The following is a 17,480-nucleotide window of genomic DNA, read 5'->3' on the forward strand; positions in this document are numbered from 1 at the left end:
TGGTCGTGTCAGGACTTGTGGATCCGGTCCGAGCCGGCGACCTTCACGATCTTGTTGTAGATGCCGAGGAGCAGGAAGGTGGGTGCCCACTGGCCGACGAACAGTGCGCCGTGGCGGTTCCCCGTGGCCATGAGGGTCAGCGAGCCGGCGATCGACGCGCCGGCGGCCCACAGGAACGTGTCGGACGGCAACTGGGCCGTGTACTCTTCGATGCCCCGGGCGACCGGGCCCTCCGAGTGCTTGACGGCTTCGCTCGTGCCGCCGGTGCGTTCGGTCGCTCCCCCAGGCATTCCGGTTCGCGTCATGGTCGGGTTCATTGTGCTCTCCGTTCGTAAATGGGCCGGCGGTCACAGTGCCGGTCCGGGAACGGAGTCGCAGATTCAGTACCAAAGACCGGAGGGAATTCGCGACCGCACCCGAAGGGGACCGGAACCGGCCTCAACCGGTCGGTGCGCCCGTCAGTTCCCCCTCGGCTTCGAGCCAGAACGCGACCCCGTCGCCCTCGGGCCGCCCGGCCCGCTCCCAGTTCTGGTACGCCCGAACGCGGATCGCTTCTTCAAGGGAGACGCCGCCCCGGGTGCCGTGATCGGCCCCGTTTGCGCTCTCGACCGGAGGCGCGTGGTTCGGTTCGGCCGTCTCGGGAGCGGGCCGGGCCACCGCGGCGGGGCCCCTGTGGTGCTTGCTCATCGACACCTCTCCAGTGCTGTGCTGTGGTCCCGTGTCGGGGTAAAGGGAATCGTCCGCGTTCGGAACGGTGCGTTGCGGGGGTCGTGCAAGCGGAGTGCCGGGGCGCTGAGTTCTGGCGTTTATCGGGAATCCGCCCGATTGGTGGTCCGGTTTCGGGCGGTGCTGCGGGAAGTGAGTGACCACCGGGGGACACGATGGCGTCCGACGTTGCCAAAGCCGCACAGCTCTTCCTCGCCCACTCCGGGTTCGTCCGCGGGGTGGCGCTCCGGCACGCGCCGTACCCCGGGCTGGCCGACGACGTCGCCCAGCAGGTCCTCGTGGAGTTCCTGGCCCGTGCCGGCGAGCGCGACCTCACGACCGACGTGCGCCCGCTGCTCGCCGCGATGACGCGGACCGTCGCGCTCCGCCTGTGGCGCGAGCGGACCCGCGAGATGCCGGACGTTCTGAGGCGGCTCGCCGAGCACGTCCACCGGCTCGCCGAGCAGCGCGACGCCGAGCCCCAGTACGACGACGAACTCGCCGCGCTGAGGCGGTGCCTCGACCGGCTCCCGGACAAGAGCCGCGAGCTGATCGACCAGTACTACTTCGCGGACCGGTCCGCCGCGGCGATCGGCGAGCACCTGGGCACGCGGGCCGACACCGTGTGCCGGGCCATCAGCCGCGTCCGCGAGAAGCTCCGCGACTGCATCAGCCGGTCCCTCAACCGGGAGGCCCCCGATGCCTGACCCGCGACCGGGGTTCGACGAACTCCTCGCCCGCTACCTCGCCGGCTCGCTCACCGAGGACGAGGCCGCGCGCCTCCTGTCCCTCCTCGAATCGCACCCGGACCTTGGGTCCGAGCTCCTCGACCAGTTTGCCGTCGACGCGAAGCTCCGCGACCTCGCCGGGCGAGCCGCGTCGGTCGCTCCCGCGGCCCCCGCGCCGGTCGCGGTGCGGGCCGGGCGCGGCGCGCGGCGCCTCCCGTGGCTGGTGACGGGCGTCGCCGTCGCGGCGTCCATCGCACTCGTCGTCTTTCGGCTCGCGCCCCCGACCGGTGGGCCGCTTCCCGTCGCCGCCGCCGAGGAGCAGACCACCGCGGCCGTCGCCGTGCTCACGCGCACCGTCGGGGCGAAGTGGGACCAACCGGCCGGCGGCCCGACCGTCGGCGCGGCGCTCGAACCCGGGTGGCTCAGGCTCACGGGCGGGCTCGCCGAGGTCGAGTTCTTCAGCGGCGCGCGGGTGGTCCTCGAAGGCCCGGCCGAGTTCCGGCTCGTATCGGCCGACGAGGCGTACTGCAAGTCGGGCAGGCTCACCGCCGAGGTGCCGCCGCACGCCGCGGGGTTCCGCGTCGGCACCCCGCAGGGCGCGCTCGTGGACCGCGGCACCGCGTTCGGCCTGTCCGTTACTCCGGGGGGGGCCGAGGTCCACGTGTTCCAGGGGAAGGTCGAACTCCACGGCACCGCCGGGCAGCGCGACCTGACGACCGGCGAGGGAGTGGCCGTGGCCGCGAACGCCCCGGAGCAGCGCATCCCGGCCGACGCGACCGGGTTCGTGACCCGCCCCGACCTCGACCGCCGCGAGGTCAACGCCGCCGTGCTGGAGCGGGGCCGGTGGGAGGCCGCGGCCCGGGCGTGGAACGCGGACCCGGCGCTCATCGTCCGCTTCGACTTCGAGGGGCCGAACGCCGGCCGGAGCCTCGCCAACGTCGCGACCAACGGCTCGACCGTCGGGGCCGGGACGGTCGTCGGGTGCGAGCGGGCCGAGGGCCACTGGCCGGGGAAGGGGGCGCTTGAGTTCGGCCGCGTCGCCGACCGGGTCCGGCTCGCGTACCCCGGCGAGGTCCGGTCGCTGACGCTGCTCGCCCGCGTGCGGGTCGGCGGGCTCGACCGCACGTTCAACTCACTGATGATGAGCGACGCCTTCGCGCCCGGCGCCGTCCACTGGCAGGTGCTGTCCGACGGCCGGGTCCGGCTCGGGGTCGCCGCCCGCCCCCGCCACACGGACTACGACAGCCCGCGGGTGTTCACCCCGAACACCCTGGGCCAGTGGGTCCACCTCGCCGTGGTGTACGATGCCGACGCGCGCCGGGTGACGCACTACGCGGACGGCCTCCCCCTGAGCCGCGGGGAGATCAGGGCCGAGGTGCCGCTCAAGCCCGGCCGCGCCGAACTGGGCAACTGGAACGCGGCGACCCGGGCCGACAACGTCCCGGTCCGCCACTTCAGCGGCCGGATGGACGAGTTCGCCGCGTACTCCCGCGCGCTGTCCGACGAGGAGGTCCGGCGGCACGCCCTGGGCCACTGACCCGACCGACCACTGACCCGCTCTCAACCTCCCAACGATTCCCTCTTCCGAGGAACCCTGATGACTCTCTCCCGACCCGGATGGGCCGGCGTGCTGGCCGCGGCGGCGCTATCCGTCGCCTGGTTCGCCGTTGCCGCCCCGCTGCAACAGCCCAAGACGAAGCCCAAGGGTGAGGCCGAGGAGCTGTTGAAGCTCCCGCCGCGGCCCAAGAAGGCCGCTCTGCCCGAGAGCAAGCTCCCGCTCGAACTCGTCCCGAACGAGCGGGTCGCGCTCGTCGGCGGCAGCACGGCCGAGCGGTTCAACCTGTTCGGGCACTTCGAGGCGCTGCTGCACGCCCGGTTCCCGAGCAAGGAGCTGGTGGTCCGCAACTTTGCCCGCCCGGCCGACGAGGTGGCGCTCCGCCAGCGGCCGAGCGACTACGCCAAGCTCGGCGACCCGATGCTCGCGTTCAACCCGGACACCATCGTGTGCCTCTTCGGGTTCAACGAGTCGTTCGCCGGCCCCGAGGGGGTCGCGAAGTTCAAGGCCGACTACGAGAAGCTCCTCGACGAGTACGCGGCCAAGTACCCGCGGGACGACGCCGGCAGCAAGCCCCGGTTCGTGATCGTCTCGCCGATGGCGTTCGAGCCGACCGGCGACCCGAACCTGCCCGAGGGGACCAAGGAGAACGCGAACCTGAAGCTGTACGCCGCTGCCGCTAAGGACGTCGCCGCGAAGGTGGGCGCCGCCTTCGTGGACGTGTACGAGCCGACGCTGAAGGAGTTCACCGCCAAGCCCGGGATGCAGTACACGATCAACGGGTGCCACGCCAACGAGGCCGGCGACGCGGTCGCCGCGGCCGCGCTCGACGCGGGGCTGTTCGGCGGGGCGAACCCGGCCAAGCCGGGCACGTCCGAGTTCGAGAAGCTCCGCGCCGCGGTCAACGACAAGTCGTGGGTCCACCAGCAGGACTACCGCATGGTGAACGGGTGGTACGTGTACGGCGGCCGCCGCACGTTCGACACCGAGACGTTTCCGCGGGAGTTCGTCAAGCTCCGCAACATGGCCGCGGTCCGCGACCGGTACGTGTGGGACCTGGCGCAGGGCAAGCAAGTCGCCGCGAAGCCCGACGACAGCAAGACGGGCGAGCTGTTCACCCCGCCCACGCGGTTCGGCGAGCCGCGGCAGAAGTACAGTGAGGACCAGGAGGCCGGCCCCCGCATCCTGCCGCCCGACGAGTTCGTCAAGACGTGCAAGGTGCCCGACGGGTTCGAGGTCAAGCTGTTCGCCGACGAGAAGCGGTTCCCGGAACTCGCCAAGCCGGTGCAGCTCGGGTTCGACAACAAGGGCCGGCTGTGGGTCTCGACGATGCCGTCGTACCCGATGTGGAGGCCCGGCGACCCGCGGCCCAGTGACAAGCTGCTGACACTCGAAGACACCGACGGCGACGGCCGGGCGGACAAGTCCACGGTCTTCTACGACAAGCTCCACTGCCCGACCGGGTTCGAGTTCTGGAACGGCGGCGTCCTCGTCGTCGACCAGCCGCGGCTGCTGTTCCTCAAGGACACCGACGGCGACGGCAAGGCCGACCTCGTGGTCCACCTGATCGACGGGTGGGCGACCGAGGACACGCACCACACGATCAACGCCTGGGAGTTCAGCCCCGGCGGACTGCTGCACATGCTTGAGGGCGTGTCGATGAGCACCGCGGTCGAGACCCCGTGGGGGCCGTTCCGCAACTTCGGCAGCTCGGGCAGCTACGTCCTCGACCCGCGGTCGCTCAAGATCCGGCACTTCAACACGCCGGGGTACGGGAACCCGTGGTGCTACGTGTTCAACGAGTGGGGCCAGGGGTTCTGCGGCGACGGCACCGGCGCGAGCCAGCACTGGGACACGCCGCTGTCCGGCGCGCAGTTCACCGGCCGCAAGGGGATCAACGCGGTGTTCAACACCGAGGGGATGCGGCCGGTCGTCGGGAGCGAGTTCCTGGTGAGCCGGCACCTGCCGAAGGACGTGCAGGGCCAGTTCATCTACGCCTGCGTCATCAACACGAACGGCATCCCGCGGTGGACGTTCGAGGACGACGGGGGCGGGTACAAGGGCACCCGCGTCCGCACCGACCCGAAGGACCCGAAGACCGCGTTCGACCTGCTGAAGTCCACCGACAAGCACTTCCGCCCGGTGGACCCGCTGGTCGGCCCGGACGGCGCGCTGTGGTTCGGCGACTGGGCCAACCCGCTCATCGGCCACATGCAGTACAGCCAGCGGGACCCGAACCGGGACCACGCCGCGGGCCGCATCTACCGGCTCGTGTACAAGGAGAACCCGCTCCTCAAGCCGGTGACGCAGTTCGGCAAGCCGGTCGGCGAGTTGCTCGACCAGCTCAAGGAGTACGAGTGGCGGACCCGGTACCGGGCGCGGGCCGAGCTGCGCGACCGGCCGACCGCCGAGGTCGTTGCCGCCGTGAAGGCGTGGGTCGGCAAGCTCGACGCCGCCGACAAGGAGTACGACCGCCTGCGGTGCGAGGCGCTGTGGGTGCTCCAGGGGCACCACGCGATCGACGCCGACCTGCTGAAGCAGGTGCTGGCCGCGAAGACGCACGACGCGCGGGCCGCCGCCGTGCGGGTCGCCGCCGACGGCCGCGAGGGCGTCGCGGGGGCGTTCGAGTTGCTCAGGGCCGCCGCGACCGACGAGAACCCGCGGGTGCGGACCGAGGCGGTCCGCGGGCTCAGCTTCTTCGCCAGCGCCGACTCGGCGGCCGCCGTCCTCGCCGCGACGAAGGTGAAGCCGGCCGACAACTACGTGCAGTACACCGCCGACGCGGCCCTCGCGGCGACGATCGGCGGGTGGCGGCAGGCGTTCATCAAGGGCGAACTCGCGAAGGACGACGCCACCAAGAAGTTCCTCGACGGCGTCCTCGCCACGGACAAGAAGGGCGCGCAGGCGATCCCGTACCTCCAGGTGCTGCTCGGCAAGGACCAGAAGTCGGCCGAGGAGCGCAACAAGGCCATGCAGGCGCTCGCCGACATGAAGGGCGGCAGCGCCGAGAACGGCAAGGCCGTGTTCCGCCGCAACTGCACCGCGTGCCACCAGGTGTTCGGCGAGGGCGCGAACTACGGCCCGGCGATGGACGTGGACCTCGAAGGGAAGGGCAAGGTCGGCAAGCGGCTGTCGCGGTTCAAGCTCGTCGAGTCGATCATCGACCCGAACGCCGACGTGGACCCGAAGTTCTCGACGACGAAGGTGATCACCGTCGAGGAGAAGACCGTCAGCGGCCTGCTCGTGAGCGAGACGAAGGAGGAGCTGGTGATCTTCGACGGCAAGGAGAAGCGCACGGTGAAGGTCAAGGACATCGAGTCGCGGCAGACGCTCAAGCAGAGCAGCATGCCCGAGGGGCTCGGGGCCGCGATGTCGCCGGTCGAGTTCCTCGACGTGGTCGAGTTCCTCGCGTCGCTCAAGTAGCACGCGGGCCGCGTCGCGGTCGAGCGGGGCGGGCCGGTGCGGCCGCCCCGCGTTCGTTCGTAGTTCGTAGTTCGTTCGAACCCCGGGGCCGGCCGTGCGGCCGGCCCCGCCCCTTCCGGAGCCCGTTCATGGCGGCCACCCGTTCCGCTCGCCTCGTTCTCGCCGCGCTGGCCGCGGCGCTCGTGCTCCCGGCCCCGGCCCCGGCCCCGGCCGCGGAGGGCGACGCACTGTTCCCCAAAGATGACCTGGCCGGGTGGGTCGAGGAGCAGCACTCCTTCTTCAAGGCCAAGCACCCGGACGTCAAGACGTGGTCGGTCAAGGGCGGGGTCGTGACGTGCGACGGGTCGAAGGGGAACTGCGGGTTCCTGCGGTACGACAAGAAGTTGGGCGACTTCACCCTCCGGCTCGAGTACCGGGTGTCGAAGGGGTGCAACAGCGGCGTCTGCGTCCGCGTTCCGAACCCGTACAACGGCCGGCCCGACGAGACGCTCCCGTCGAAAACGGGGTACGAGGTCCAGATCCAGGACGACGCCGGTGCCGAGCCGTCGACGACCTCGAGCGGGGCGTTCTACGGCGTGCTGGCGCCCGCCGAGAACGCGGCGAAGGCGGCCGGGGAGTGGAACGTGCTGGAGGTCGAGTGCCGCGGGCCGCGGCTCAAGGTCACGCTGAACGGCCGGGTCGTGCAGGACGTGGAGCAGGTGGCCGTGGGGGCGATCAAGGACCGCCCCCGCACCGGGTACCTGCTCCTCCAGAACCACGGCCACGCGATCGAGTTCCGGAACGTGACGCTGAAGGAGGACCCCCCCGGCACGAAGCAGCCGTGAGCGGCGGGCGCGGTCACCACTCGCCCGGAACTTCGCCCCCGCCGCGGGTGCCGCCGACCTGCCACCCCGCGGCGGCGTTCGTGACGAACCGCACCGAGGCGTCGGCCATCGCCGCGTTCACGCCCCCGGTGTGGGCGCTGCGGGCCGACGAGTTCTGGTTGTTGTCCGACTTGGTACACGGTGCGGTCGCGGTGCTCTGGCAGTGGTTAATCACATCGGGGGTCGGGCTGTTCGGCGCGTTGAGCGTCGTGAACAGCGAGCCCCCGCTCCGGGCTTGGTTCCAGTACCGGCCGCGGACGTCGTGGGCGGTCACGTCCGGCGAGAGCAGGATCTCGCTCACCATCAGCGTGTTGCTCGTGCCGTCGGTCACCCCGAGGAGCTGGAGCCGGGACGCGGAGTAGAACATTCCGTTCAGCCCCGTCCCGCCCGCGGTCGTGCCATTGTACGCCGTCGAGCCGGCGCACGCGGCGTAGTTCCCGTGGACCCCCTGGTTGCCCGCGAACGTCGTACTCTTCCCCCCGTTCGGGTCCGACGGGCACTGCCACGTCGGAACCATGACCGCCTGCGGGTTGCCGGGCAGGAACCACATCCCGTTCATGGTGTTGCCCGCTTGCCGGGCGGACTCGATCGCGTTCCACAGGGCGTTCTGCTCGATGTACGGGAGCAGGTAGTGCGCCCACAAGCGGCGGTCCTCGGTCGCCACCCCGTCCGGTCCGATCAGCGCGGTGGCGATGCCCGGGGGCAGGTGGCCGGTGGCGTCGTGGTAGTTGTGCATCGCCAGGGCGTGCTGCTTGAGGTTGTTCGAGCACTTCATCCGGGCCGCCGCCTCGCGGACCTTCTGGACCGCCGGGAGCAACAGGCCGATGAGGATCGCGATGATCGCGATGACGACGAGCAGTTCGATGAGCGTGAACCCCGGGCGGGCGGGGCGTCGGGCGGGGCGGGTGCGCATAACGCCTTCTGGGTTGGAAGGTGCGTGGGTGTCTCCGTGCCAGTACGTGCGTAATCGCCCGCGGAGGCCCGCCAACTTTTTTTCACACGCCCGGCGCGGGGCGCCCGGCACGCACCCGTCGCCCGGGGCGGCGCCGGGACATAGGATCACTCTCACCCACCCCGTGCCCCCCGGAGGCTCACATGCTCCTCGACCGCCTCGTGCGGTTCCTGATCCCGCGCCAGACGCAGTTCTTCGACCTGCTTGAAGAACTCGCGGACAAGATCGAGGCCGGGGCGGCGGTGTTCGCGGAGCTGGAGGGCGCGACCGGCCGCGACCGCATCGAGGCGGTCGCCACCCGCCTGAAGCCGATCGAGACCGAGGCCGACGGCGTGTGCCAGCGGCTGTACATGGAGATCGACCGCACGTTCGTGACCCCGATCGACCGCGAGGACCTGGCCCGGCTCACCAAGGTCCTCGACAACGTCGTGGACGGCATGGAGCACACCGCGGCGTTCGCGGCCCTGTTCCGGTTCGACGCGCTCACCGACCCGATGAACCACCTGGTCCGCATCATGGTCGCCTGCGCCCGGGAGGTGGCCCGGGCCGCCCGCGGGCTGCGGAAGTTCGCCGACCCGGACTCGGTGAGGGGGCCGACGCTCGCGCTGCACGCGCTCGAGAACGAGGCCGACGCGGTGTACCGCAGGGCCATCGCGGCGCTGTTCGACGGGAACACCCCGCCGGTCGAACTGGTCCGCCAGAAGGACATGCTGTTCGGCCTCGAAGAGGGCGTGGACCAGTGCGAGGACGCGATGGACCTGATCCGATCGGTGGTGGTGAAGAATGGGTAGCACGTTCACCATCCTCGTGGTCGTCGTCGTCCTCGCCCTCGTGTTCGACTACATCAACGGGTTCCACGACACCGCGAACGCGGTGGCCACGGTCGTGTCCACGAACGTCCTCCCGGGCCGCACGGCGGTGCTGCTCGCGGCGGGGTGCAACTTCGTCGGCGCGTTCGTCGGCGTGGGGGTGGCCAAGACCATCGGCGGCGACATCGCCGACCCGGCGTCGATCACCCAGCTCGTCGTCGCGGGGGCGCTGCTCGGCGCGATCCTGTGGAACCTGCTGACGTGGTACTACGGCATCCCGTCCAGCTCCTCGCACGCGCTCATCGGCGGCCTGGTCGGGGCCGTGTGGTGCCACCGGGTCGTCCACGGCGACGGGGCCGGCGACGCGCTGTGGGGGCTCCTCACCTCGAAGGGCGTGGTGCTGACCCTCAAGGCGCTAGTGCTGTCGCCGCTGTGCGGGATGGTGGGCGGGTTCGTCCTGATGGTGCTGCTGCTCTGGGTCGTGCGGCGGTGGCGGCCGTCCACGGTGAACCGCAACTTCCGCTCGCTGCAACTGCTCTCGGCCGGCTTCATGGCGTTCGCCCACGGGTCGAACGACGCCCAGAAGTCGATGGGCATCATCACGCTGGCGCTGGTGGCGTACGCGGCGGGTCAGGGGCACGCGGCGGACCTGTCGGTGCCGGTGTGGGTGATCGTGTCGTGCGCGGCGGCGATGGCCCTGGGGACCGCGTCCGGCGGGTGGCGGATCATGAAGACGATGGGGCACCGCATCATCAAGCTGCGGCCGATCAACGGGTTCGCGGCCGAGACCTCGGCGGCGATCGTCATCATGCTCGCGACGTGGCTCAAGTCGCCGGTGAGCACGACGCACGTGATCTCGTCGAGCATCATGGGGGTCGGGGCGTCGAAGCGGGTGTCGGCCGTGCGGTGGGGCGTCGCTCAGAGCATGCTCTGGGCGTGGGTGCTGACCATCCCGATCTCGGCGGCCGTTTCGGCGGCGACGTACTTCGTCCTGCACTGGCTCTTCGACTGACCAGCGGCCCGGGGGCCGGGCGCGGCCCGATCACCCGCGCGAACTGATCTGCGGGACGACGCACCACGCGACCGCCGCGGCGCACCCGCTCCCGAGCATGGCCCCGAGCGAGCCGGCCGCGGTGGTGTAGTACCCGCCCGCCAGTGAGGCCGCGGCCGCGCCGCCCACCGCACCGAAAACGGCCCCTGCGACCGCGGCAACCGTGGTCACCCGTTCCGCGAAGGCTGAGGACCGGTCGCCGGTCCCGGAGCCCTCACATCGCACCCATTCGAGCCCAACCATCTCGTGCCCCTTTCAGTCGTTCTTCGTTTCGACCAGTGGTCGGTTCGACTCACTCGCACTCCCGGGAGAGGGACTTCATCGAGTCTATCTACCCTGTTTCGACATCTACACTTCATTAAATCTACACATTCGGTTTTTCTCCACAAGGGGAATTTGCGGTGCAGCACCGGTGGGGCCACGCGGGGAGAACACTGAAACAGAAGGAGAGAGATCGATAGTTCTGTCTCAAAAATAGATGAAGTAATTTCTAACTATTCGTTCGTTCGACATGGTGGAGATCCCGAAGAACGTGGCGTTCGCTTTGCGCCGCAGCAGTACAGAGTTCGCAAGTGGCGCGAAGTCATCAAAAATCCCTGGCTCACGGGAGAACTCCCGGTGGCCCGCCTAACATCGGGTTGTGACGCTCCTCCCCGCACCACCCCGGCGTCAGGAGTTTTCTGACACCGCGGACCCAGCTTGTGGCTCGCACAGAGCAAGATCGATGCCCCCGACGGACTACCTGCTCGACCTACTCTCATCCAGCAGACACCTCGACGCCCCGGGCCGGGACCAGGTCGTGCGGTGGGCTGCGTCACGAAGGGAAGACGGCGATGTCGTGAGCGCTCTGGTGCAGGTCGGCGTGTTCCACGCGGCCGCGGTTCGCACGCTCGAGTTGATGAGCAAGGGGTTCATCGCGTCGGCCGACCCGGCCGCGCTGTTCGCGCCGGGGGGGCTCGCTCGGCTCCGCGCCGGGGACCTCCCCGGTCTCGCGTCAACCTCGAGTGCGGCGGTGCGGCCGGCAGCGCCAACGGCACCGGTCCGCGACGCGAGTGCCTCGACCGCGCCCCGCACCCGGCGCGGGGCGACCGAGTTGCCCTCGACCGGACCGACCGGTGGGACCGCACGACTCGCGACCCCGCCCGCGTCGAAGTCGTGGGACATGCCGGACGTCGGGGCGACGCTCGGGAAGTGCCTCCTCACCGGGGTTCTTGGACGGGGCGGCCGCGGCACCGTGTTCTCGGCGCTACATACGACCCTCAACGTGCCCGTGGCGGTCAAGGTGCTGCAGACCGACGACGGGGGCGACGACGGCCAGCACCGCGAGTTGCGGAACGAGGCGCAACTGCTCGCCCGGTTGAACCACCCCAACGTGGTCCGCGTCCTCGACTTCGACTGCTCCGGGCGGCCGTACGCGGTGCTCGAACTGGTCGAGGGTCCGAGCCTCGCCGAACTGATCGTCCAGACCGGGGGCCTCCGGACCGAGCGCGCCCTGGAGGTCGTCACCCAGGCGGCCCGGGGGCTGGCCGCGGCCTGGGAGCTGTCGATCGTCCACCGCGACATCAAGCCCGCGAACATCCTCCTCACCCGGTCCGGGGTGGTGAAGGTCGCGGACCTCGGGCTCGCGATGGACTTCGACCGGCCCGAGGGTGCCGCCGGCCCGATCGGCACGTGCGCGTACATGTCCCCCGAGCAGGCCCGGGGGGGGGACGCGGTCGACTTCCGCTCCGACATCTACTCGCTCGGGGCCACGCTGTACCACGCGGTCACCGGGGTGATGCCGTTCACCGCCCGGAACTCGCGGGAGATGCTGCTCAAGCACGCGACCGCGCCCCTGACGCCCGCACACGAGGCCGCGCCCGGGCAGGTCGACCTCGACCTCTCGGAGGTCGTCACCCGGATGATGGCGAAGGACCCCGCGGCCCGGTACGGCTCGTACGGCGAGTTGCTCGCGGAACTGGAGGGGCTCGCCCGCCCCGGGGCGGCCCCGTCGCGGGCCGAGGTGCTTCCGGTACCGGGATTGACCACCCAGCGGCCGTCGTCCCTCATGAGTTGGTTGTTCCGCAAGACCGGCGGCTGACGCTGCCACCACGAGCCAAGGAGACCGAGGCGTGACGCTCCCCGACAGAATTCGCCAGGCGATTGCGACCGACCACACCGCGATTGAGGACACCCCGTTCGCGCGGGCCATGACCATGGGCGCGATCGACCGCGACGCCTACGCCGATGGGCTCCGCGAGTTGTACCACCTGCACGCGGCGGTGGAGGCCGCGCTCGGCATCGCCGCGGCCGAGTGCCGCGAGGTCGCCGCGTTGTTCCACCCCGGGCACATGACGCGCAGCACGCTCATCGCCGCGGACCTCGTCGCGCTCGGGAGCCTCCCGGCGGTCGAGCCCGGTGCCGCGGTTGCGGCGTTCGCCGGGGAACTGGCCGGGTGGGCCGCCGATCGGCCGTGGGCGCTACTCGGGCCGCTGTACGTGCTGGAGGGGTCGCGAATGGGCTCGATGGTCCTCGTGCGGTCGCTCGCGCCGGCCCTGCGCGTGGACCGCCGCCCGGGCGCGGGGCTCGACTACCACCTCGACGGCATCCCGACCCGGCCGCAGGAGTGGCAGCGGTTCCGCGCGGCCCTCGCCGCCGCGCCGCTCACCGACGAGCAGCAGGCGGACGCCCTCGCGGCCGCGGTCGCCACGATGCGGACCCTCGTGGCGCTGTACGCCGGGCTGCCCGCCGGTGCGGCCGCGCCCGCCGCCGTGGCCTGACCCCGCACCCCCGCACCCGAGCCGCGCCCATGAAAACGCTGACCCTCGAGCCGATCCACGAGTCGCTCGCCGTCCCCACCAACACCGACGTCCTGAAGGCGCTGCTCGCCAAGGACCTGAAGGTGCTGATGTCGTGCGGGGGGAAGGGCGTGTGCGCGACGTGCCACGTCAAGGTCAAGTCCGGGATGGACCGGGTGACGCCGCGGACCCAGCGGGAGCTGCGGACCCTCGCGTTCATCACCGGGGCCGACCCGTCGAGCCGCCTCGCGTGCCAGTGCCGGGTACTCGGCGACGGCGTCGTGGTGGAGCTCCCCGAGGGGATGTACGTCGAGCGGGCGGAGGACCTCATGAGCCTGCTCGGCACCCGGGCCGCCAAGAACCTGCTCCACCCGATCACCGGGGCGGTGCTGATCGCGCAGGGGAAGATCATCACCCGCGGCCGGCTCGAAGAGCTGAAGCACCTGCAAGCCGAAGTGTCCCGCCTCAAGGACGCCGACTGAACCGCGTCCCGCACCGAACCACCAGCGCCACCGTTCCGAGGAGTTCCACCGTGCCGACGACCGCCACGCCCGCGGCCCCCGAGAAGCCCGCCGACCAGCGCCTCGCGGTGGTCTGGGGGAAGGGGGCCGATGCCCAGCAGCTCACGCTCCTACGCACCCCGCGGGCCGACGAGGAGCGGGTCGACGGCGGGGTCCGCGAGAGCATCCGCGTCATCCCCGGGCAGCAGGTGTACAGGCACAACCACTTCACCGACGACCAGTTCTTCAAGCACGACCCGGCGGCCGGCGTGGTGACGAACGCCTACGGCCAGCGGGTGGTCCGGGTGACCGAGGACTTCGTCGTCGCGGTCCTCGGCGGGCTCGAGGACGAACTCGGCGACGCGGCCGGCGAGGTGATGTACAAGTGCGGGTACGAGTGGGGCGTCCAGGACATGGATTCGTTCGTGCCGCGGGTCCAGGCCGAGTTCGAGCAGGCCGTCAACAAGATGCGGATGGGGCTGCTGCTGGAAACCTGGTGGTGGCCGCTGAAGCTCGAAGGGTGGGGCGACTGGAACTACGACCTCCGCCAGGGCAAGCAGGGGCTCATCTTCGTGGACCTCTACGAGTCGGCCGTCGCGCAGACGATCGGCAACGTCGGCAAGGTGGTGTGCTACTTCTACGCCGGCCTGTTCGCGGGCGTGTTCAGCGTGCTGGCCCGCCGCCGGCTCTCGGCCATCGAGATCCAGTGCTACTCGATGGGCGAGGACCACTGCAAGTTCCTGATCGCCACCGAGAAGCGGGTGAATGCGGCCGCGTTCTGGCGGCAGGAGGGGGCCACGTTCAAGGACATCCTCCGCAAGCTGAACGGCGCGGTGACCGCCTGACCCCTCCCCGACGCGAGGTCTTGCAATGCCGACGGAGATCGCCTTCGACGCCCCCGAGTTCCGCCCCGCGGTCGCCCCGCCACCGGCCCCGCGCCGCGGGCCGCGCATCGGCGCGACCACCCTCGCGGGGTTCGCGGCCGGGGCGAACTGGGCGAACGCCCAGCGGTTCGCCTCGCCCCTCGCGCCGGCCCGCGGCCCGCGGCTGGGGGCGGTCACCCTCGCCGCGTTCGCGAGCGGCACGAACTGGGCCAACGCCTGGGACGGCCCGCGGCTGGCCGCCGCCCCGCGGGACCAGCCGGTCGACCCGCCGACGATGTCCGTCGACGCGTTCCTCGATGAGTTCAACTGGGACTGAGAGCCAGGGGTCAGAGCGCCAGAAGCCCAGACGCCAGAGGCGCGCAACGGGGCCACATCGGCTCCTGGCCGACTGTCCTCTGGGGTTCTCTCGGTCCTGAGCCACCACGGGAGGTTGCGGTGCTGTACTCGTTACCGATCAAGACACTGGCGGCCTGCGACGGCCGGTACCCGGGCCCGGAGGAGGAGCGCGCCGTCCTCGAGTGGGCCGCGAGTGTGCCCAAGCGGCTCCAGGCCGCGAACCTGCTCGCCCAGAAAGAGGTGCAGATCGTCCGCGAGGCGATCGAGCAGGTGAAGCCGCGGTACGCGCGGTTCGCCCCGCAGCACGACCGGGCCTGGGAGAAGGCCGCCCGCGACATGGCCCTGGCGCTGCGGTACGCGGTCCACGGGATGGTGCTCGGCGACGCGGACGCGCCGAACGAGAAGCTGTTCGTGTGGCTGTGCACCATCGTCCGCGGCACCGGCCACACGCCCCAGTTGTTCCGCGACGTGTACGGCGCGGTGCTCGCCGCCGCCGGGCGCCACTTGCCCCCCGACCTGTTCGATCGCGCCCGGCCGCACCTGGAGCGGATGGCCGCCGACCTGTCGAACTTCGCCGAACCGGTGCTCCAGGCGGTGAACTGACCGCCACCTCCCGTCCACCGCCCCTCGAACCCGGAGCCGAGCGTGAGTTCCCGAATCGTGCAGACGGTCAACCAGGCCGACAGCCAGTACCTGAACCCGAACCAGCAGAAGGACGTGCTGGACTACGCGCGGTCCCTGCCCGCGCGGTTCACCGCGGCCCGTGCGGTTCAGGAGGCCGAGGGCGAGATCGCGTCCCGGGTGCTCAAGGAGTGGGAGCAGAGCCACCCCGAACTCGGGCCGGCCGCCGACCTCGGGTGGCCCGAAGCGGCCGCCGACCTGCGGGTCGTGGTCCGCGCCGCGGCGCTCGGGGTGCTCATGGACGACCCGGACTACGCCGAGGCGCGGGCCGCGGGCACCCTCCGCCGGACGCTCGAATTCCTGGACGTTCCCACCGGGGCGAGCAACGACCTGTTCGCGCTCCTCGCGGCGACCGCCCGCGAGGCGCTCCCGGCCGCGGCCGCGGACCTGTTGGTCCCGCACCTCACGCGGCTGACGGCGGTGTCCCGCCCGGCCCCCGTTTAACCACCCCGCACCCCGAGGACGAGTCGATGCCCGCACCCAGCGCCGAGCCGGCCGGTGGAAACTTCTACGCCGAGGGCCTGTACTGCCGGACCGACGTCCGCCGCGGCGTGACCCGCACGCGCACCGGGGCCCGCCTGGTCGCCCTGACCAGCGACTTCCTCATCGGGTTCCGCCGCGCGATCGTGGACGAGTGCGGCCCGGCGGCCGACACCGTGTTCGCCGCGTGCGGCCGCAAGTGGGGCGGGTTCCTCGCCCGCCGGTTCGAGGAGGAGATGTCCGCGTTCCACGGCCGGCCGCTCCGCGAGATGCCGCTCGCGCGGGTCCAGGCGTGCCTCGCCGACCTGTTCAGCCACCACGGCTGGGGGAACGTCCGCCTCGACCTGACCCGCCACGAGCAGGGGCTGGTCGTGGCGACGGTGGACGAGCCGATTTTCGCGGCCCTCTCGGGGGCCAGCGACCGGCCCGTCGACTCGCTCCTCGCGGGCGTCCTCGCGGGGTTCCTGTCGGGCCTCTTCGCCCAGGAGTTGGACTGCGTGCAGACGTCGTGCAAGGCGTGCGGCGAGCCCGCGAGCCGGTTCGTCGCCGGGCTGGCACCGCGCCTCGCCGGGGCGCGGGCGTGGGTCGCCAACGGGAAGAACCACGACCAGGTGGTCGCCGAACTCGCCGCGGTGCGGGCGTAACCCACGGGCCGGGGCCGCACCATGCCCGTCACGCCGCCCACTGAAGTCTTCACCGGGTTCGCCCCGCCGGACCCCGTCGCCGTCGCGCGGGAGGGCGCGCTGGTCGAGCGTGACCTCGGCACGCGGTACGCGCTGCGGAGGTTCCTGGCCCGCGGCGGGTTCGCGACCGTGTGGTCGGTGACCGACCGCGTGAGCGGCGAGGAACTCGCGGTGAAGCGGCTCGACCCGCAGCTCGGCCGGCGGCGCGACTTCTACCGCGAGCTGCGGGCCATGTTCGGCGTCGAGCACCCGAACGTCGTCCGCATCGTGAACCTGCTCGAAGCCGGCGGCACGCGGTACCTCATCCTGGAACTGTGCCGCGGCGGGGCGCTGCGGGCGGCGCTCAGTCGCGCGCGGCGGGCCGGCCACCACGCCACCCCGGACGAGGCGCGGCGGCTCGTCGCCGAGGTGGCGCGCGGGCTCGCCGCGCTGCACGAGCGGGGGTTCACCCACCGCGACTTGAAGCCCGAGAACGTCCTCTTCGCCACCCGCCCGCACACGTTCTTCGGTGCGCCCGTCAAGCTCGCGGACTTCGGGCTGACGGACACCGTCGCGATGGGCGGCGGGGTGCTCCGCGGGCTGACCGGTTCCCCCGCGTACATGGCCCCGGAGCAGTTCAGTGGGGTCGCGGTCCCGGCGAGCGACGTGTACGCGCTGGGCGTGGTTGCCGTGGAGTTGCTCACGGGGGACGTGCCGTTCCTGGGGACGGCCGAGGAGCTGGCGGCCCACCACCTGTGGACCGCGCCGCCGCTGCCGGGCGGTCTCCCGTCGGCGGTAGCGGGGCTGCTCCAGGCGATGCTCGCGAAGGCACCGGGCGACCGGCCATCGGCCGCCGAGGTGACCGCGGCCCTCTCCGGGCCCCGCGGGAGCCCGTGCGAACGCGCGCCTCCGGAAGCGCCCGCGCCCGATGCGCCCGTGCCCCCGGCGGGTCTCGGCCCGATCAACGAGGTGCTCGACGCCTTTAACTGGTGAGACCGGATCGAGGTGTTCCGTATTTCTTCTGTAGCCGGCCTCTGTGAGGCCGGGCGTGTGCAAGTCCCCAAGCACCGGCCT

The 17,480-nt window shown here is 71.4% G+C and carries 19 protein-coding genes; 15 read left to right on the forward strand and 4 right to left on the reverse strand.

The window, feature by feature from the left end:
* Positions 1–8: 8 nt before the first annotated feature.
* Both ACTIGN_RS20610 and ACTIGN_RS20615 read right to left on the reverse strand, forming a co-directional pair.
* The gene (locus ACTIGN_RS20610) at positions 9–290 is read right to left on the reverse strand and encodes a hypothetical protein (RefSeq protein ID WP_439627336.1); all 282 of its coding nucleotides are present in this window, start codon (positions 288–290) and stop codon (positions 9–11) included.
* Positions 291–438: 148 nt separating this feature from the next.
* A complete protein-coding gene (locus ACTIGN_RS20615) occupies positions 439–687 on the reverse strand; it encodes a DUF2934 domain-containing protein (protein ID WP_439627300.1) in 249 nt (82 codons plus the stop codon).
* A gap of 194 nt (positions 688–881) precedes the next feature.
* On the opposite strand from ACTIGN_RS20615, the gene ACTIGN_RS20620 reads away from it, so the two are divergent.
* The 4 genes from ACTIGN_RS20620 to ACTIGN_RS20635 all read left to right on the forward strand — a co-directional run bounded on the left by ACTIGN_RS20620 (position 882) and on the right by ACTIGN_RS20635 (position 7,235).
* Positions 882–1,412 (forward strand): RNA polymerase sigma factor, encoded by a 531-nt coding sequence (locus ACTIGN_RS20620; protein ID WP_439627302.1) that lies wholly within the window; start codon positions 882–884, stop codon positions 1,410–1,412.
* Complete coding sequence (locus tag ACTIGN_RS20625) at positions 1,405–2,970, forward strand: LamG-like jellyroll fold domain-containing protein (RefSeq protein WP_439627304.1); 1,566 nt, start codon at positions 1,405–1,407, stop codon at positions 2,968–2,970. Before ACTIGN_RS20620 ends, ACTIGN_RS20625 begins: the two co-directional genes overlap by 8 nt.
* Before the next feature lie 60 nt (positions 2,971–3,030).
* Positions 3,031–6,411 (forward strand): PVC-type heme-binding CxxCH protein, encoded by a 3,381-nt coding sequence (locus ACTIGN_RS20630; protein ID WP_439627306.1) that lies wholly within the window; start codon positions 3,031–3,033, stop codon positions 6,409–6,411.
* 128 nt (positions 6,412–6,539) lie between these two features.
* Positions 6,540–7,235, forward strand: a complete 696-nt coding sequence (locus ACTIGN_RS20635; protein WP_439627308.1) for a 3-keto-disaccharide hydrolase — start codon at positions 6,540–6,542, stop codon at positions 7,233–7,235.
* Positions 7,236–7,248: 13 nt separating this feature from the next.
* Here ACTIGN_RS20635 and ACTIGN_RS20640 read toward each other — a convergent pair whose 3' ends face one another.
* Positions 7,249–8,187, reverse strand: a complete 939-nt coding sequence (locus tag ACTIGN_RS20640; protein ID WP_439627310.1) for a DUF1559 domain-containing protein — start codon at positions 8,185–8,187, stop codon at positions 7,249–7,251.
* A gap of 182 nt (positions 8,188–8,369) precedes the next feature.
* On the opposite strand from ACTIGN_RS20640, the gene ACTIGN_RS20645 reads away from it, so the two are divergent.
* Positions 8,370–9,017: a DUF47 domain-containing protein gene (locus ACTIGN_RS20645; RefSeq protein ID WP_439627312.1), complete on the forward strand. Its 648-nt coding sequence runs from the start codon at positions 8,370–8,372 to the stop codon at positions 9,015–9,017.
* Positions 9,010–10,047: an inorganic phosphate transporter gene (locus ACTIGN_RS20650; RefSeq protein ID WP_439627314.1), complete on the forward strand. Its 1,038-nt coding sequence runs from the start codon at positions 9,010–9,012 to the stop codon at positions 10,045–10,047. Before ACTIGN_RS20645 ends, ACTIGN_RS20650 begins: the two co-directional genes overlap by 8 nt.
* A gap of 30 nt (positions 10,048–10,077) precedes the next feature.
* Here the strand turns inward: ACTIGN_RS20650 and ACTIGN_RS20655 are convergent, their stop codons facing one another.
* Positions 10,078–10,257: a hypothetical protein gene (locus ACTIGN_RS20655; protein WP_439627316.1), complete on the reverse strand. Its 180-nt coding sequence runs from the start codon at positions 10,255–10,257 to the stop codon at positions 10,078–10,080.
* Between the two features lie 553 nt (positions 10,258–10,810).
* Here ACTIGN_RS20655 and ACTIGN_RS20660 point away from each other — a divergent pair.
* The 9 genes from ACTIGN_RS20660 to ACTIGN_RS20700 all read left to right on the forward strand — a co-directional run bounded on the left by ACTIGN_RS20660 (position 10,811) and on the right by ACTIGN_RS20700 (position 17,399).
* Complete coding sequence (locus tag ACTIGN_RS20660) at positions 10,811–12,166, forward strand: serine/threonine-protein kinase (RefSeq protein WP_439627318.1); 1,356 nt, start codon at positions 10,811–10,813, stop codon at positions 12,164–12,166.
* Between the two features lie 31 nt (positions 12,167–12,197).
* Complete coding sequence (locus ACTIGN_RS20665; protein ID WP_439627320.1) at positions 12,198–12,845, forward strand: biliverdin-producing heme oxygenase; 648 nt, start codon at positions 12,198–12,200, stop codon at positions 12,843–12,845.
* Between the two features lie 29 nt (positions 12,846–12,874).
* On the forward strand, positions 12,875–13,345 hold the full coding sequence (locus ACTIGN_RS20670; RefSeq protein ID WP_439627322.1) for a 2Fe-2S iron-sulfur cluster-binding protein: 471 nt from the start codon (positions 12,875–12,877) through the stop codon (positions 13,343–13,345).
* Between the two features lie 50 nt (positions 13,346–13,395).
* Positions 13,396–14,208, forward strand: coding sequence for a V4R domain-containing protein (locus ACTIGN_RS20675; RefSeq protein WP_439627324.1), 813 nt, complete (start codon positions 13,396–13,398; stop codon positions 14,206–14,208).
* Between the two features lie 25 nt (positions 14,209–14,233).
* The gene (locus ACTIGN_RS20680; protein ID WP_439627326.1) at positions 14,234–14,563 is read left to right on the forward strand and encodes a hypothetical protein; all 330 of its coding nucleotides are present in this window, start codon (positions 14,234–14,236) and stop codon (positions 14,561–14,563) included.
* 119 nt (positions 14,564–14,682) lie between these two features.
* Positions 14,683–15,186: a hypothetical protein gene (locus ACTIGN_RS20685; protein ID WP_439627328.1), complete on the forward strand. Its 504-nt coding sequence runs from the start codon at positions 14,683–14,685 to the stop codon at positions 15,184–15,186.
* A 42-nt stretch (positions 15,187–15,228) separates the two neighbouring features.
* Positions 15,229–15,708 (forward strand): hypothetical protein, encoded by a 480-nt coding sequence (locus ACTIGN_RS20690; protein WP_439627330.1) that lies wholly within the window; start codon positions 15,229–15,231, stop codon positions 15,706–15,708.
* 26 nt (positions 15,709–15,734) lie between these two features.
* Positions 15,735–16,388, forward strand: coding sequence for a V4R domain-containing protein (locus ACTIGN_RS20695; RefSeq protein ID WP_439627332.1), 654 nt, complete (start codon positions 15,735–15,737; stop codon positions 16,386–16,388).
* A 21-nt stretch (positions 16,389–16,409) separates the two neighbouring features.
* Complete coding sequence (locus ACTIGN_RS20700) at positions 16,410–17,399, forward strand: serine/threonine-protein kinase (RefSeq protein WP_439627334.1); 990 nt, start codon at positions 16,410–16,412, stop codon at positions 17,397–17,399.
* The last annotated feature ends 81 nt before the right edge of the window (positions 17,400–17,480 follow it).

The sequence above is a fragment of the Gemmata sp. genome (assembly GCF_051859125.1).
Lineage (GTDB): Bacteria > Planctomycetota > Planctomycetia > Gemmatales > Gemmataceae > Gemmata.